This is a genomic window from Mycolicibacterium sp. HS_4_1, assembly GCF_054515875.1.
In genome coordinates this window covers 5698345-5714168 of the sequence record NZ_CM137261.1, presented here as the reverse complement: position 1 = coordinate 5714168, position 15824 = coordinate 5698345, and the positions used below count along the sequence as shown (strand labels likewise).

At 67.8% G+C, this 15824-nt stretch carries 11 protein-coding genes; 3 read left to right on the top strand and 8 right to left on the bottom strand.

The annotated features are described in order from the left end of the window. Positions 1-9: 9 nt before the first annotated feature. The 6 genes from ACX12F_RS27555 to ACX12F_RS27530 form a co-directional block, all read right to left on the bottom strand. On the bottom strand, positions 10-3264 hold the full coding sequence (locus ACX12F_RS27555; protein ID WP_459367401.1) for an arabinosyltransferase domain-containing protein: 3255 nt from the start codon (positions 3262-3264) through the stop codon (positions 10-12). A 384-nt stretch (positions 3265-3648) separates the two neighbouring features. After that, positions 3649-6846 (bottom strand): arabinosyltransferase domain-containing protein, encoded by a 3198-nt coding sequence (locus tag ACX12F_RS27550; RefSeq protein ID WP_459367400.1) that lies wholly within the window; start codon positions 6844-6846, stop codon positions 3649-3651. 11 nt (positions 6847-6857) lie between these two features. Then, positions 6858-8741 (bottom strand): galactan 5-O-arabinofuranosyltransferase, encoded by a 1884-nt coding sequence (locus tag ACX12F_RS27545; RefSeq protein ID WP_459367399.1) that lies wholly within the window; start codon positions 8739-8741, stop codon positions 6858-6860. Then, entirely contained in the window at positions 8741-9520 is a 780-nt protein-coding gene (locus ACX12F_RS27540; RefSeq protein ID WP_459367398.1) for a decaprenylphospho-beta-D-erythro-pentofuranosid-2-ulose 2-reductase, read from the bottom strand. Before ACX12F_RS27540 ends, ACX12F_RS27545 begins: the two co-directional genes overlap by 1 nt. Before the next feature lie 18 nt (positions 9521-9538). Continuing rightward, entirely contained in the window at positions 9539-10951 is a 1413-nt protein-coding gene (locus ACX12F_RS27535) for a decaprenylphosphoryl-beta-D-ribose oxidase (protein WP_459367397.1), read from the bottom strand. Between the two features lie 25 nt (positions 10952-10976). Then, entirely contained in the window at positions 10977-11438 is a 462-nt protein-coding gene (locus ACX12F_RS27530) for a GtrA family protein (RefSeq protein ID WP_459370531.1), read from the bottom strand. Between the two features lie 46 nt (positions 11439-11484). On the opposite strand from ACX12F_RS27530, the gene ACX12F_RS27525 reads away from it, so the two are divergent. After that, positions 11485-12108: an HD domain-containing protein gene (locus ACX12F_RS27525; protein ID WP_459367396.1), complete on the top strand. Its 624-nt coding sequence runs from the start codon at positions 11485-11487 to the stop codon at positions 12106-12108. Here the strand turns inward: ACX12F_RS27525 and pdxR are convergent. After that, positions 12098-13519: a MocR-like pyridoxine biosynthesis transcription factor PdxR gene (gene pdxR, locus ACX12F_RS27520; protein WP_459367395.1), complete on the bottom strand. Its 1422-nt coding sequence runs from the start codon at positions 13517-13519 to the stop codon at positions 12098-12100. The genes ACX12F_RS27525 and pdxR overlap by 11 nt on opposite strands. A gap of 49 nt (positions 13520-13568) precedes the next feature. Between pdxR and ACX12F_RS27515 the strand changes: the two genes are divergently transcribed. Further along, positions 13569-14048: a carboxymuconolactone decarboxylase family protein gene (locus ACX12F_RS27515; protein WP_459367394.1), complete on the top strand. Its 480-nt coding sequence runs from the start codon at positions 13569-13571 to the stop codon at positions 14046-14048. Here ACX12F_RS27515 and ACX12F_RS27510 read toward each other — a convergent pair. Continuing rightward, positions 14017-14916 (bottom strand): alpha/beta fold hydrolase, encoded by a 900-nt coding sequence (locus ACX12F_RS27510; RefSeq protein ID WP_459367393.1) that lies wholly within the window; start codon positions 14914-14916, stop codon positions 14017-14019. The two genes, ACX12F_RS27515 and ACX12F_RS27510, sit on opposite strands and share 32 nt — an antisense overlap. An 82-nt stretch (positions 14917-14998) precedes the next feature. Between ACX12F_RS27510 and ACX12F_RS27505 the strand changes: the two genes are divergently transcribed. Then, on the top strand, positions 14999-15628 hold the full coding sequence (locus ACX12F_RS27505) for a winged helix-turn-helix transcriptional regulator (protein ID WP_459367392.1): 630 nt from the start codon (positions 14999-15001) through the stop codon (positions 15626-15628). Positions 15629-15824 lie beyond the last annotated feature (196 nt).

Sequence of the window (15824 nt, the reverse complement as noted above, 5' to 3'; positions counted from 1 at the left end):
CCGTCCCGGTCATGGCAGGGCCCGGATCGGGCCACGGCGGCTCCAACCGTTGACGGTCATGGTGCCTTGGTCAATCGATGCGGGCGGGGCCACTGACGGCGGCACGACCGGGTCGTACCGTTCGATCGAGCCCCAGTCCCGGTACCAGTCGCCCCGCAGGTAGGTCGGGATGGTCGACGTGCGCAGCAGCGCCTGGATGAACAGGAACGGGCCACCCTTCTGCGCCGACTGCCACATGTTCGACGACACCACGACCTGCTTGGTGTTGGGCAGGATGCGGTACTGCGGCAGCTCCGCCACGCCGAGGTGCTCGGCGAACGGGCGCTGGCACGGGAAATTCGCGGCGGTGGCGATGTCCATCAGGATCGGCGTCTGCGACCCGAGGAACTGCTGTGCGGTCTGCAGGGTCGGGACCCGCGGCGGCGTGAAGCCGAACCATTGGTCCTCGGACAGGTTCGGATCGTCGGCGACGATGCGTGCGACGTTGGCCTCCGGCGGCGCCCACTTCAGCGGGAATCGCAGGTTGCGCCAGGCGTATTGGGCGAACGTGTCGATGGGCTGAACCTCAGCGAGGGCCTGGTAACTACCGTCCGGCCGGTGTATCCCCCACTGCAGTTTGAGCGACTGGCCGTAGTGGAACTCGTGCTCTTCGTCGTAGTACCAGATGGCGCCAGCCGCGGCGACGGTGACGAGCGGCCGGTCCGCACTACGTGGCGGCAGCTGGTACCAGGCTGACGTGGCCTTGGCCGCGACGCCGTTCTCCTTGTAGCTGCCCATCACCGGCGTGCGGGCCGGGTCGAGACCGAACGGCAGGAACACGTTGGAGCCGTTCACGCCGGTCGGGCCGTAACCGCCACCGGTGCCGGCCGCGAAAGCGATGCCGACGTTGGGCTTGTTGGGTGAGCCGTCGGAGTTCACCGTGCCCGGGTTGGCGACGACGGGGTGCGGCGGGGCCAGCGAGTCGCTGACGCCGTTCGGCGTGAAACCGACCGGGTTCTCGCCGCCCAGAGGGCCGTACTTGCCCCAGGTCTGGCCACCGGCGGGCTGCAGCAGACCGGCGTTGGTGTCGGCCTCGACGAGCACGTCGTCGGCCATGGCGCAGGTCTTGTCGGACAACCCCAGTGCGTCCAGGTTGGCCCGTGCTGTCGTGTACTGCGGGTAACGCTGGACGAAGCCCTTGGCCATCGAGCCGACCTCGAGCACGACCATGATGATCGCGACGATCAGCAGCGGCGTCGACGCCAGCGCCCGGTTGCGGCGGGTCTCGGCGACCTCGGTGTGGCCGGCGTAGTCGATGCGGAAGTGCAGCCAGCCCGCGAGCAGTGCGGTGATGATCGCCAGTACCAGGAACATCGACGTGACGGGGTGGCCGGCGAGCACGGGCTGCCGGTCGAACCACGGCACTCCGTAATTGCCGACGTAGAACCAGCCGTTGATCCCGGACGTGGCCCAGGCCAGGACGAACAGCAGCGCCGTCACGTATAGCGCCAGGTTGCGTCGGCTGTGCAGCCCTACCGTGGCGAACGCGAAGGCGATGATGGCGCCGAACGCGCCCGACAGTCCGGCGAACGCACCGAACTGCACGGCCCACTTGGTGGGGGTGAAGTGCAGGAGCAGCAGGCCCAACATGGTGCTGCCGAGCAGCCGCCACACCGGCCCGCTGGCCAGGCCCCGCACGCGGCCCTTGCGCAGCAGCAGGGTCAGCGTGCCGAACAGGCACAACAGCAGGATCAGCACCGAGAAGCGGCGGGTTAACGAACTGTCCACCGAATCTTCCACAGTGAGGAAGTAGTAGCGCAGGAACTCCTGATACCAGGAGATGGTCGGGCCCACCGTGTACTTGATGCGGGCCGATTCGGCGACGGTGGCCAGGGTCTGGTTGCGGAAGATCACCGTCAGGATCAGTGCCGCGGACGCGGCCAGGGTCGAGATCGGGGCCAGCAGACCGGTCCCGGCCCGGCGGCTGCGTACCGTGCGGACCAGGGCACGGGCGCCGACCAGCAGCGGAGCCAGCGCGATCAGGCCCTGCGGTGCGGTGGTCGCAGTGAACGCCGCGACGATGATGGCGACAGCCGCGGGGGCCAGGCGCCGGGTCGCGATGGCGTATTCGATCAGCACCCAGGTCGCGATCACGCCGAAGGCGATGAGCGGTTCAGGGCGCAGGCCGTTGTTGAACGGGTACCAGGCGGCCAGGAAGACAGCCGCTGCGGTCCATATCGCGATCACATTCGCCGACACTCCGCGGGCGCCGGGGCCGAGCCGCGGCAACACCCAGCGCGACAGCAGCGTCCAGGTCGCCATGCCGGCCAGCAGTGCGGGCAGTCGCATCCACACGCCGGCGGTGCTGACGGTCGCCATGTGCGCGAGCACCGACTGGTACCAGTCGAACGGCGCTTCGGACGTGCCGAAATAACGGAAGTAGTTGGCGACGTAGCCGGCCTGGCTGGAGACCCGGGCGATGGTCAGGTTGTAGCCGTCATCGGAGGAGATCGCGCCGATCAGGTGCCATCCGACGAGGCCGGTGAACACCGCGATGTCAGCGAGCCAGTGCCAGCGGCTGACCTTCCAGAAACGCTGCCAGCCGTCGTGCACCCGACGGCCGTCCATCCGGTCCAGCAGCGCCAGCGCGAGGATGGAGACCAGCGTCAGCACCACACCGAGGCCGATGGCCACGGACTTGAGCAGCGTGGGCTCGACGATGAACCGGGTGTCGACGTCGACCCGCGCGGACAGACCGGGCTGCGCAGGCACCTTGAGCTCGGTGAAGAGGCCGGCCACCTGGGGCTTCTTCTCCACGCTGCCGGTTCCGGTCGCGCCGGGCAGGCCGATGAAGTCGGCACCGACGCCGCTGTTGTTGGCCCACAGGTGCAGGCCACTGCACTTTCCGGCGGCGATGTCGGAGCGCTTGGCGACCGCGGCCACGGTGTCCCGGAAGGCCACGACGACGTCGGTGGCGTTGGCCCGGACGAACAGCCCGTTGCGGGTGGCGTCGATGCCGTCGGGTGGGATGGTCGAGAACACCAGACCGCCGGCCGGCGGCAGGCTCGCGATGGCCTGACAGGGGATGGAGACATCCAGCGCCAGCGGCGCACCGGACACCAGTGGGGCGGTGAGGTCAGAGACGTTTCCGCTGACATTTGGGGCCTGGGGCCACAAGATGGTCGCGGTCGTCTGCTTGACGGGCAGCAGTGGGGTCAGCGCGCAGAGCAGCAGACCGGCAAGGCCCGCGATGATCGCGACGAGACGGGCAGTCCTGGCAGGCACGAGGCTCAAGACTAGGCGACGTGGGTGTGTGTCCTAGCCCACTGACGGCGAATGTCGAGGTAGTTGGCCGGAATGTGACCCCTCAGTGGAGCTTGTTGCCTTAGGGAGGCGCGGGAAAGCCGCGGGTTTTCTTGTCCGCGAACTCTGGGTGATCGATTTCGTAGACGAGCTGGTCCAGCGGTGAAGTCTTGACGCCGACCTCGCACTGGGTTCCAAGATTCTCCAGGTCGGCCTTGCCGTAGCAAACCCCGCAAAAGCACCGCCAGGGACGCGAATTTCGCACCGAGAGCTACGCGAGCCTGACCGCACGGCGATTTCCGCGCTGGTTCACCGCCACCCAGTCAGGAATGACGCGCTCTCTGCCCGGCGGTCCGGCCGGGGCGACTAGGAATGCCGCAGCGGCGCAGGCGCCCACCAGCCGCTGCGCTTGGCCTTCCCGAGGTCGATCTGAGCCGGCTGCGCGTCCGGGTAGTACTGGGTGAACCGCTGTAGCGAGCCCCAGTCCCGGAACCAGTCGTCCTTCAGATACGTCGGCACCGGGGTGGCCTTGAACAGCAGCTCGGTGATGCCGAGCGGCCCGCCGCCCAGGTAGTCCATGACAGGCGAGTTGGCCTCGGCGCCGAAGCGGTCCGGCAGGATGCGCCACTTGGGCACCTCGGTGACGCCGTTGTTGTGGCCGAACGGGCGCTGGCACGGGAACGCCAGCCCGACGAGCCAGTCCAGCATCACGGGGTCGGTGGAGCCGACGACGTCCTGCAGAGTCCGCAGCTTCGGGATGCGCGGCGGGGTCAGTGCGATCCAGTGCTGGGGCGCGAGGTCGTCGTCGGTGGCGACGATGCGGATCAGGGTGGCGTCGGGCGGGATGGCGGCCATCGGCGCGCGCAGGTTGCGCCAGGCGGGTGCCGCGCCGACGTCGGCGAAGCCGACGGCCCCTGCCACGAGGCCTTGCGCGGCTTGACTTTCAGTGGCGTACTCGACCCGCACCTCGCCCTGGTTGAAGCGGCCCGCGGCAGCGACGACCAGGAGCGGTCCGGCCTGATCGCGCGCCGGCAGCCGGTACCAGCCCGAGCGCATGCGTGCGGGGATCTGGACGCCGGGGCGCCAGCTACCCAGCACCGGGGTGGTCGCCGGGTCGAGGTTGTACGGGAGCTTGGCCCGGGAGCCGTTGGCGCCCATCCCGGCGGTGGTGCCGCCTTCGGTGCCGGGCTCGGCCCCGGAGACGACGCCGCCGTCGTTGTCGGCGAAGTTGGTGCCGCCCGGCGGTTCCATCACGGGATCCGCGGAGACGTCCGCGGGAATTCCGTTGGGCGTGAAGCCTTCTGCGCCACCGGCGCCGAGCGCGTCACCGACGGTCCCGGCCTGCGGGACGAGCTCGCCGGCGTTGGGATCCTGCTCGACCATGACGTCGTCGGCCAGGCCGCAGGTTTTACCGGTGAGGGCTTGCAGGTTGGACCTGCCCACCGACCACGCCGGCCACTGCTGCGTCATGCCGAGGGTCAGCGACAGCACCTCGAAGAACACCACGAGCCACGACGCGATTGCCAAGGGCGCCTGAGGAATCCGGCGACTGACCGGCCTCTCGGGATCATGGTCGTAGAAGTGCAGCCACGCCGCCCACAGCAGCGTCAGGAACGACAGCCCGAACAGGAACGTGGTGAAGCCGAAGTGCCACTCGGGGAACTGATTCGACCACGGCACCCCGAAGTTGGAGACGTACCACCAGCCGTTCACCGTGGCGAATGACAGTGCCATGACGAACAACACGGCAGCGGCGAACATCGCCCGGTTGCGGCGTGACCGCATGGCGACCGTGCCGACCGCGATGGCGGCCAGCGCGCCCAATGACCCGGCCAGCCCCGCGAACACGCCGAAGTGGTGCGTCCACTTGGTGGGCGTGAACATCATGGCCAGGAACGAGATGATCGTGATCCCGACGATGCGGCGGGCCGGACCCGCGGCGGTACCTGGAATTCGCCCCTTGCGCAACGACATTGCGAGCGAGACGGCCAGCGCGAGCAGCAGCGTCAGCACCGCGAACCGGCGGGCGACCGAGCCGTCGGGGCTGGTGGTGAACAGCCGCTCGTAGCGGATGTGCTCGTCGAACCAGCTCAGGGCTGGGCCGACGGTGGTCTTGAAGGAGCTGGCGTCGATCTCGGCGGCCAGCGTCTGGTCGCGGAAGATCAGGATCGCCGTCACTGTGCCGGCGGCCAGGATCGGGGCGAGCAGTGCGAGGTAGCCGAAGCGCGAAGTATGCCGCGCCACAATCGTTTTCAGTGGTCCGACGGCTACCAGCAGGGCGCCGATCGCGGCGATGCCCGTCGGGCCGGAGAAGAGCGTCAGCGCGCCGATGATGATGGCAATGGCCACCGGCAGCAGCCGGCTGGTGGCGACGCCGCGCTCCACCGAGCACCAGGTCAGCAGGATGCCGAGCGCGATGATCGGTTCGGGCCGGATGCCGTTGTTCAGCGGGAGCCAGAACGCCAGGAACATCCCGGCGGCGGTCCAGGCCGCGGCGCGGCTGTTCTTGACGGCGTGGCCGAGGCGGGGGAGCACCTCGCGGCTGATCACCCACCAGCAGGCCAGGGCCATCACGAGCGTGGGGAGGCGCATCCAGACGCTCGACGTGGACACGTGCGCCCACAGCGCCAGCAGGTCGTAGTACCAACCGAAGGGCGCTTCGGGGGTGCCGAACCAGCGGTAATAGTTGGCCATGTAGCCGGCGTGCTCGGAGACCCGGGCCATGGTCAGGATGTAGCCGTCGTCGGAGGTGTTGGCGCCGACGAAGTGCCACCACACCAGGGTCACCGCCACGACGCCGTCCAGCGGCTTCACCGACCACCAGCGCGACGGCAGGAAGCGCTTGTGCGGGACGCCGTCGGCGAGGTCCAGCACGTGCAGGGCGCCCAGTGCGACGACGGTCAGCACCACGCCGAAGATCATCGCGAGCATCTTCAGTAGCGTCGGCGATGTGCTGTAGCGCGAGTCGATGGTGGCCGAGAACGTCAGACCGGGAGGGGCCGCGCCGGACAGGTCGGTGAAGACGCCGACGATCTGCGGGCGGAAGTCGTAGCCGCTCAGCTCACCGCGCAGCGGCTTGCCGGGGTTCCGGTCCTTCGGGCCCTGCACCAGGCCGACCAGCTCGCCGGTGACCTTGTCGGCGTGCGCGGTGAACTTCAGTTCCTTACACGCGGGGCTGAGTACCTGGGTCAACGGCGCGCTGACCACTGGGGTGTTGCGCACGATGACCAGCAGGTCGCCGCCGACGCGCTCGATCAGCAGACCCCGGTCGACGGCCTTGGGTGCCTGCTTGGGCACCGTGGACAGCAGAGTGGTGGCGGGTCCGGTGAGGCCGGCTGCCGTCGAGCACGGGATGGTGATGTCGAGGTCGGTCGCGACGTAGCCGATGAGCGGCGCGTCGACGCTCCTGAGCACGCCCGCCTGCGGCCAGTTCAGCTGTGCGGTGGTCTGCGTGACCGGCAGCAGCGGCGTCGCCATCGCCAGGAACGCGCCGAGCAGTCCGGCGACGATCGCGATCCACCGCGCTGTGCGGTGATTGCGCTCTACCTCAGGTTCCCCGGCCACGGGGCTAGATGTTAGTGGCCGCTACGGATGGCCAGCACAAACGGGCCGACATCGCTCACCTGCCAGTGCTTGCTGTCGAACAGCCGCTCGTCGAGTGCCACCTGGTAGCGGCGCACGTTGGGCTGGTTGGGGTAGACGTCTTCGGCCAGTCTCAGCGTGTACGTGCCGGTGCCGCCATGGCGCATCAGGAACACCGTCGGCGCCTGCCAGGGCAACGTGTCGAGCGCCTTGACGAAGTCATCGGGGTTGGTCATGGTCGCCCAGCTTTCGATGGCGCCGGACCGTTCCTTGAACTGCGCCAGTGGGTTCGCGTAGTGCGACGTCAGGCCCTGGAACCCGTAGTAGGGGTAATAGGACAGGAAGCTGTAGTCGGCGGTCATCACCACGGTCTCGTTGCGGGGCTTGCCCGTCGCGGCGGTGATCTTCTGGTCGATCTCCTTGTAGTACCGCTCGGAGCCCGGGGGACGACGGTCGGCGCGCTGGCCATAGCCGTCGGTGTCCGTATAGGCGACGGCGATGTCGGCCCGCAGGATGTCGGGGATCGCCTGGCTGAACGACACCGCGCCGATCGCGCCGATGGTGGCGGCCACGGCGATGATCCGGTTGGTGGTCGGCTGTGCGTAGTGGTGCGCCAGCCCGCGCGTGGCCTCGAGGACGCCGAAGGTGCCGGCCGCGACGAGCAGCACCAGCAGGGTGGGCTGCAACCGGAACGACAGCAGGGTCGTCCGGGCGAGGGTGGCCAGCATCGACAACAACGACCAGGCGTACACCGAGACGACGGCCGTCGCCAGGGCTGCCGCGCGGGTCGAGTTGCGGGCCCGGACCACCAGCCACAGGGTGCCGAGGAGACACATGACGCCCAGCAGTGTGGCGTCGAGCATCGGGAAGGTCAGCTGCGCGCCGGACATCGGCAGGTAGTGCAATGCCGTGGATTTGTCCGCGGGGTGGTGCCGGGTGGCGAGCAGATAGGGGCCCCAGTGGATGGCGGCGATGACGCCGGCGATGACGGCGATGACGCCCAGCCGGAACAGCGGTTCCCACCGTCGCCCGGTCGCGGCCAGCAGCAACGCCATGAGCGTCAGCGTAAGGGCGAGGTAGCCGAGAAACAGGGTGTAGAAGAGCGCGGCGATACCGAGGAAAAGTCCTGTGCCGATAACCGCGGCCCACCCACTGCGCTGGCCCCCGCTCGCCTGCCGCGCGGTTGCCTTCAGCCCCGACCAGGCCAGCACGATGACCGGCGGCATCAGGACCACGATGACGGCCGAGTACGGCTCGGTCGACGAGTAGGCCAGTGTCACCGCGGCGGTCGCGGTGGTGACGGCCAGGGCGTACTCGAACCGAATCATGGCCGCCCACAACACGAATGCGGCCACGATCGCCGCCGTGATAGTGACGACAGCCCACGGCTTGAACATCTCCCACGCGGGCGTGCCGGTCAGCGCGGCCGCCCGGCCGCCGAGCCAGAACCAGCCCGACGGGTAGTACGGCGGCAGACCCAGGTACGTCATGTCGTGCGGGACGGCGGTATCGGCGAGGCGCGTCAGGTACTCGGTGCGGAACTGCTGGTCGACCGAGATGCCGAACAGATACAGCTTGGTGGCGCCCAACGGCATACCGAGGGTGACGACCGAGAACGCCGCCAGCAGCGACGTGGCCGCCAGTTTGGCGCTCTTGTGCCAGCCGCGGCGCCACGCCCACCCGGTCAGCAGCAACCCGATCAGCACGGCGCACTGGCCCGCGGTGGTCAGGGCATGCAACTGGTTCGACGAGTTGAACGCCGGCCACTGCACGCGCGCGATCGCTTGCAGCGCAATGACCGCGATGACCACCGCCAGCGCCATGGCGGCCAGCATCTGGCCGCTCACCCTGGCACCCGCGGCCAGCGCGCTGCGCATCAGAGCGGGAGTTTGCGGAAGACCGACCGCGGGATGTGCCGGATGACGGCCATCAGGTAACGCACCGGGTTCGGTGCCCAGATGAGCTCCTTGCCCTTGGCTGCGGCAGCGACGGCCTGGCTGGCGACGTCTTCCTTGTCGACCGTGAACGGCGCCTCCTTGGCGCCGGTGGCCTTCCAGTGCTCCAGCGTCGTGGTGGTGCGGACCTGCCCGGGGCGGATGACCAGCACGCGAACCCCGAACTCCCGCAACGCCTCTCCGAGGCCGAGGTAGAAGCCGTCGAGACCGGCTTTGGTGGAGCCGTAGACGAAGTTGGACCGGCGGACCCGCTCACCGGCGACCGACGACATCGCGATGATCTGTCCGAAGCCCTGCGCCTTCATCTTCTCGCCGACCAGAACCCCGACGGAAACCGCTGCGGTGTAGTTGATCTGGGCGGTCAGTACGGCCTTCGACTGGTTCTGCCACAGTTCCTCGGCGTCGCCCAGAATGCCGAACGCAACGATCGCGACGTCGACATCGCCCTGCGCCCAAGCGGATTCGATGATCGCCGGGTGGGACTTGGTGTCCAGCGCATCGAAATCGAGGTACACGACCTCCTTGGCGCCGGCCGCCTCGATCTGCGCGATGGCGGCCTCGCGCTTGGGCGCGTTCGGCAGGTCGGCGAGGATCACCCGCGCCTTGGCATTCTTGAGGTAGCGCTCGACGATGGCCAGGCCGATCTCCGAGGTACCGCCGAACAGCAGGATGGTCTGCGGGTTGCCGGTTGCGTCAATCATGGATTTCCTTTTCAAGATTCAGAGGAGCTCGAGCCGGCGGGCCATGTCGGAGGCGAACACGCCGTTCGGGTCAGCCTTGCGGCGAATGGCGATCCACTCGTCGATCCGCGGGTACATGCGGTGGAAGCTCTCGGCGCTGACGCGGGAGTCTTTGGCGGTGTACACCCGGCCACCGAATTCCATTGCGCGCTTGTCGAGTTCGTTGAGGAACTCGTTGACGCCCGGCCGGTTCGGGAAGTCCAGGGCGACGTTCCAGCCCCGCATCGGGAAGCTCAGCGGCGCCTTGTTGCCCGGTCCGAACAGCTTGAAGACGTTCAGCGCCGAGTACTGCTTCTGGGTGTGCATCCAGCGGATGATGCCCTTGAACTCATCGAGGGCGTCGGGTGGTACCAGGAACTGGTGCTGCGCGAAACCTGCCGGGCCGTAGGCGTATTGCCAGCCCGAGGTGATGTCGAGCATGTGGTAGAACTGCGTCAGATTGACGATCTTGCCCTGGTAGTTGCCACTCATCCGGTAGAACGCTTCGCCGATCATGGACAGCGAAAGCTTGTTCATGAAACTCACGGGGAAGACGTTCGGGATCGCCGGCAGTTGGGGCGCGGTGAACTTCAGCGGGTCTTTCGCCAGCTTGGCCGGCAGTTGATCGACCTTGGCCAGGCTGCCGCGGCTCACCGCGGCACGGCCGAGCTTGGGCTCCGGGCTGATCAGGTCGAACCAGGCGCTGGAGTACGTGTAGTTGTCCTCGCTGCCGTCCTGGTGCACGGCGACGGTCTCTTCGAGGTCGTGCGTGGCGATGCCGTCGGCGATGAAATATGCGGTCTCCGTGCGGGTCATCTTGATGCGGGCCCGAATCACGATGCCCGTCAACCCGTTTCCGGCGACGGTCGCCCAGAACAGTTCGCTGTCCGGACCGTCCGGGGTCAGCGTGTGCACGTCGCCGTCGGCCATCAGCAGGTCCAGCGACATCACGTGGTTGCCGAAGCTGCCCGCGCTGTGGTGGTTCTTGCCGTGGATGTCCGAGGCGATGGCGCCGCCGACGGTGACCTGCCGGGTGCCCGGCAGCACCGGAACCCACAGTCCGAACGGCAGGGCCGCCTTCATCAGCTGATCGAGGCTGACGCCGGCGTCGACGTCGGCGATGGCGGTCTCGGAGCTGATCGAATGGATCCGGTTCAGCGCCGTCATATCGACGACGATTCCGCCGCCATTGCAGGCCTGGTCGCCATAGGACCGGCCGAGGCCGCGGCCGAGGATGCCTCGGCGCAGGTGGGAGGGGCTTGAAGAGTTTGCGTCCGCGACCCGCTTGACCGCCTCGGCGATCACTGATACATCGGGTGTGGACAGCACGTTTGCCACGGACGGTGCCGTGCGGCCGAACCCGGTGAGGGCGCGGCGCGTCAGGGGCAGCGTGGCGTCAGGCTGGGTAGACATAACGGTCAAAGGGTACCGGCCAACCTCACTTCAGCCGGAAAATCACGGCTCGCTGCACCACGAAGTTGATCACGGTCGCGGTGCCCTGGGCGATGACGAAGGCCACGGGCCGCCGCCAGGACTCGCCGGCGAATTGCAGATAGAACAGCTGATTGATGCCGACCTGCAGTCCGAAGGTGACTGCGTACAAGGTCACGACGGCGATGAATCGGGCCCGGCTGGGTTCGGCCTGGAAGGTCCAGCGCCGGTTGATGAGGTACGCCGTGGTCGTGCCGGCGATGAAGCTGAGCGTCTTCGCGATGAGTGTGGCCCGGGCGTCCGGCATGCCGTTCGCCACGAAAATCGAGCTGAGCAGTGCGTAGAGACCGTAGTCGACAACTGCGGACAAGCCGCCGGTGACGACGAATCGCCACGCCTGGGTCACCAGTCCCAAAGACGCCTCGACGGCTTTCTCGGCGCTGCGTTCGGCATGGTGTTCGGCGGGGATGTCCACTGGCTCGGCCACCCGGGCAGCTTACGTGCACCATGGACACGTGACCGATCTGCTTCAGGCATGGCACACACTGCTGTCGCGACATTCTCAGTCGCCGCGGGTGGACGACGTCGGAGCGGCTCTGCTGGGCCGCTGGGGCGAGCCGCACCGCAGTTACCACGACCTGAGTCACCTGCGCGGCATCCTTGCCGGAGTGGACGCCCTGGAGGGGTTCGCCGACGACCCTGACGCGGTGCGCCTTGCCGCCTGGTATCACGACGCGGTGTACGCGGGCCAGTCTGACGACGAGGAGAACAGCGCGCTGCTCGCAGAGTCTGACCTCACCGATCTGGGTGTGGACCCGGCTTTCGTGGCAGAGGTGGGCCGCCTGGTGCGGGTGACCATCACCCACGACCCCGCGGCCGGCGACCACAACGGCCAGGTGCTGTCCGACGCCGACCTGGCCGTGCTGGCCGTGCCGCCGGCGGACTACCAACACAACACCGCCCGGGTGCGGGCCGAGTACGGCCACGTCAGCGATGCGGATTTCGGGCTGTGGCGGGGCCGGATGATCGAGGCGATGCTCGCCGGGCCGTCGCTGTACCGCACGGACGAGGGGCGGCGGCTGTGGGAGGACGCCGCCCGGACCAATCTCAAGGCGGAGCTGGCGGCGCTCAGCGGCTGACGGCCTTGAGCACGTCATGTAATGCGGCGAGCGCCGCGTTGAACTCATGATCGGCGGGCGTGCCGAAACTCACCACCACGCCGTCCTGGTGCGGGGTGTCTGCTGCCGCGTCAGGATGGCGCAGCAGCGCCAGCCCGGACAAGGCGATTCCGGCGTCGGCGGCACGCCGCATGGCTTCGTGTTCGGTGCCGTCGGGCAGGCGGATCAGGGCGTGCAGTCCGGCGGACAGCCCACTGATCTCGACATCGAGATCGGACAGCTTCGCCGCCAGCGCGTCGCGCCGGCGCCGGTAGCTGTTGCGCATCCGGCGAATGTGTTTGTCGTACTGGCCGGATTCGATGAAGTCGGCCATGGTCAGCTGGTCGATGGCGTTGACGTAGAACTGCTGTCCGCCCGCCGCGGCCAGTACCGGGTCGATCAGGTTGTCGGGCAACACCATCCAGCCCAGTCGCAGCACGGGGGCCAGGCTCTTGCTGGCCGAGCCGAGATAGGCCACCCGCTCGGGATCCAGACCTTGCATAGAACCGATCGGTTGCCGGTCGTAACGGAACTCGCCGTCGTAGTCATCCTCCAGGACATAGCTTTTCGTGCGGGTGGCCCAGTCGAGTGCTTGGGTGCGCCGCGCAGGATGCAGTGGCACGCCGTGCGGGAAGTGGTGCGCCGGAGTGAGGAGAACCGCTGCAGCGCAGGTCTTTTCGAGTTCTTCGATGACGGCGCCACGATCGTCGATCTGGATCGGCACGGTGCCGGCGCCGGCCTCGGCGATGGCGTCGCGGAAGAGGAACAGTCCGTAGTTCTCGACGGCAATGGTGCCCGGCGCGACCACTTTCGACAGCAGCTCGATGGCGTGACGGGTCCCTGCGCAGATGACGATCGACTCGGCTGTGGTGCGGACGCCGCGGGCCCGGGCCAGATAGGTGGCCAGCGCGGCGCGCAGTTCCAGCCGGCCGCGGGCGTCTCCGGTGCGCAACGCCTCGGTGGGGGCGTTGGTCAGCGCTCGGCGGGCCGACGTCAGCCAGGCCTGGCGCGGGAAAGCCGCGACGTTTCCCGATCCGGGCATGAGGTTGTGGGTCGGGGTGCCCGGCCCAGTGCGCTGCGTGGCCGGCGTCGGTTCGGTGTGCGAGCCGACGACCCACGTGCCGGCGCCCTGACGCGAGCCCAGCCACCCTTCGGCGACCAGTTCGGCGTAGGCCTCGGCGACGGTGTTGCGGGCCAATCCGAGGTCGGTGGCCAGTGATCGGGATGGCGGCAGCATCGTGCCGGCCGGTAACCGGCCCGTCCGAACAGCGTCCCTCAGCGCCCGGATCAGCTGGTCACGAGTACCCCGGCGGCCGGGATGAACCGACCGGCCCAGGTCCAGATGCAGGTCCAGTCCGGCACCGCTCGCCGCGGAATTGGCCCACGAAACCACGCATCAATTGAACCATGTACGCGGGTTTTTGATGGCTAACGTCGATGACATGACCGAGACACTGAACGCACCGACCACCACCCACGCCAAGCGCATCGACATCTACGACGTCGCTCCCGAGCTGTACGCCGGATTGATGGCTTTCAGCAATGCCGCGTCCAAGGAGCTCGATTCGACCATCGGCGAGCTCATCAAGATTCGCGCCTCACAGATCAACCACTGCGCCTTCTGCCTCGACATGCACGTCCATGACGCCCGGCGTTTCGGCGAGACCGAGCAGCGCCTGGCTCTGGTTGCGGCGTGGGAGGAAGCCGGCGACCTGTTCACCGAGCGGGAGCGTGCGGCGCTCGCGATCACCGAGGCCATCACCGATCTGAGCCACGGCCCGGTCCCGGATGATGTGTACGCCCAGGCGGCCGCCGTCTTCACCGAGCGCGAGCTGGCGCACGTGGTCGGCATGGCCACCGTCATCAACTCGTGGAACCGACTGAATGCCGCTACACGGAAGGCTGTTGCGCGCCGTCGCTGAATGCGCGGATCGCAGAAGCGAATTCGTCGGGGGCGTCGGACTCGACATAGGTTCCGGCGCCCTCGACGATCACCGTCGTATGGTCACCGAACGTCGCTTCCAACCGCTCGCGTTCCTGCGTGCGAAAGGCGATGTCGGCGTCGCCCCAGATGATCAGCGTGGGCAGGTGGGCCACGTCCGGCAGCCCGGCCTCGACCTCGGCGAAGAATTCCCGGCTCGCGAGGACCCGGCCCGGAAGAACAGCAGACGCCTGGCGCCGCTCGGCGGTGTCGAGTGCGCGGCGGTAGTGGTCCAGCTCGGCGTCGGTGAGCTTTCGCCTCCGGTGGCCGGTCGGTATGAAGGCATTGACGAGCAGATTGAACTGCCGGACCAAAAAGCGCATCGGGAGCCCACCCATGATGCGACCGAAAGCCTCGAAGTGCAGGACCCCGTTGACCGGCCAGGCCCAGGTGTTCGCGAGCACCAGTCGATCGAAGACACCCGGCCTCCGCTGCGCCACCGCCAGGCCGATCATGCCGCCCCAGTCCTGCCCGACCAGCGTGGCGCCCTTGAGGCCGAGAGCGTCGACAAATGCGGCGACGACGTCGGCGTGCTCCTCGGGCAGGTAGCGGTAACCGGGCCGCGGAGTCGACAATCCGAAACCGGGGTAGTCGAGGGCAATGCATCGAAAGTCTTTGCGCAGCAGGTCGATAACGTTGCGGAACAGGAACGACCAGGTCGGGTTCCCGTGCAGCATCAGCAGTGTGGGGCCGGACCCTTCGTCGACGTAGTGCACGGTGTTGCCGTCGATCTCGATGAAGTGGCTTTCGAACGGGAACAGCTCGTCGTCGACCCAGGCTGGCCGTGTGGCCGCAGTGGTGTTGGTCATGGCAACCCCTTGTCGGATCAGCTTCCGGTTATGCTTGAACATCTCATAATCACTTGAGAAATTCAAGTAAAAGGACCGGGCAATGCGAAGCTACGACCAATACTGTGGGCTCGCCCGCTCCCTCGAGATAGTCGGCGACCGGTGGAACTTGCTCATCGTCAGAGAACTTCTCATCGCACCGGCCCGTTATCGCGACCTGATCGAGCGCCTTCCGGGCATTGCGACCAATCTGCTCGCCGACCGGCTCCGCGACCTCGAAGCCGCGGGCGTGGTCGAGCGGAAGCTGGCCGGCGAGGGGAGTGCCGTCGAGTACACGCTGACCCCGTGGGGTGCGGAGTTGCGCCAGCCGATCGAGAGCCTGCTCCGCTGGTCCACTCCGCTGATGATCACCGGCCCCGCCGGCGGTGACTCCTTCCGGCCCGAGTGGCTCACCCTCGCCGTTCCGGCCCTGCTCGACGGCCGGGTCAAGATCCGTTCCGCGGCGACGATCGGTCTTGTGGTCGGCGACCAGACCTTGCAGCTGCGCGCGACCCGGTCCGGCTTCGAAGTCGGCCCGCACGACGGCCGCAAACTGGCCGCCTCCGTCACCGCCGGTCCCGCCTGCATCCTCGGTCTTGCCGCGGGTGCCCTCGCGGTCGGCGACGCCCGCGCGCTCGGCCTCATTCAGGTCGACGGTGATGAGGCCGTCGTCCGATCGGTTTTTGGCGCTTGAGTGGACATCCCGATCGGCCGATCGTGCAGCAACTCTCGTGCGTCGGCCCGGCGGTGCCGCTGTGGTCGGAAACGCGCGTCGCGCGGATTGCGGGCCGGGAGTGTCACCTCGGGCGAATCGGGCGAAGTCCGCGCCACCTGGGAATGCCACGCCGACCAGTAGCTTGTGCAATACTTCCGATTGGTAGCAATTGGCC

Bases quoted from the DNA above. Each gene is read 5' to 3' on its own strand.
- ACX12F_RS27505 (WP_459367392.1), top strand. From the start codon at position 14,999: ATGCGAAGCTACGACCAATACTGTGGGCTCGCCCGCTCCCTCGAGATA.
- ACX12F_RS27540 (WP_459367398.1), bottom strand. From the start codon at position 9,520: ATGATTGACGCAACCGGCAACCCGCAGACCATCCTGCTGTTCGGCGGT.
- ACX12F_RS27545 (WP_459367399.1), bottom strand. From the start codon at position 8,741: ATGCGCAGCGCGCTGGCCGCGGGTGCCAGGGTGAGCGGCCAGATGCTG.
- ACX12F_RS27535 (WP_459367397.1), bottom strand. From the start codon at position 10,951: ATGTCTACCCAGCCTGACGCCACGCTGCCCCTGACGCGCCGCGCCCTC.
- ACX12F_RS27515 (WP_459367394.1), top strand. From the start codon at position 13,569: ATGACCGAGACACTGAACGCACCGACCACCACCCACGCCAAGCGCATC.
- ACX12F_RS27510 (WP_459367393.1), bottom strand. From the start codon at position 14,916: ATGACCAACACCACTGCGGCCACACGGCCAGCCTGGGTCGACGACGAG.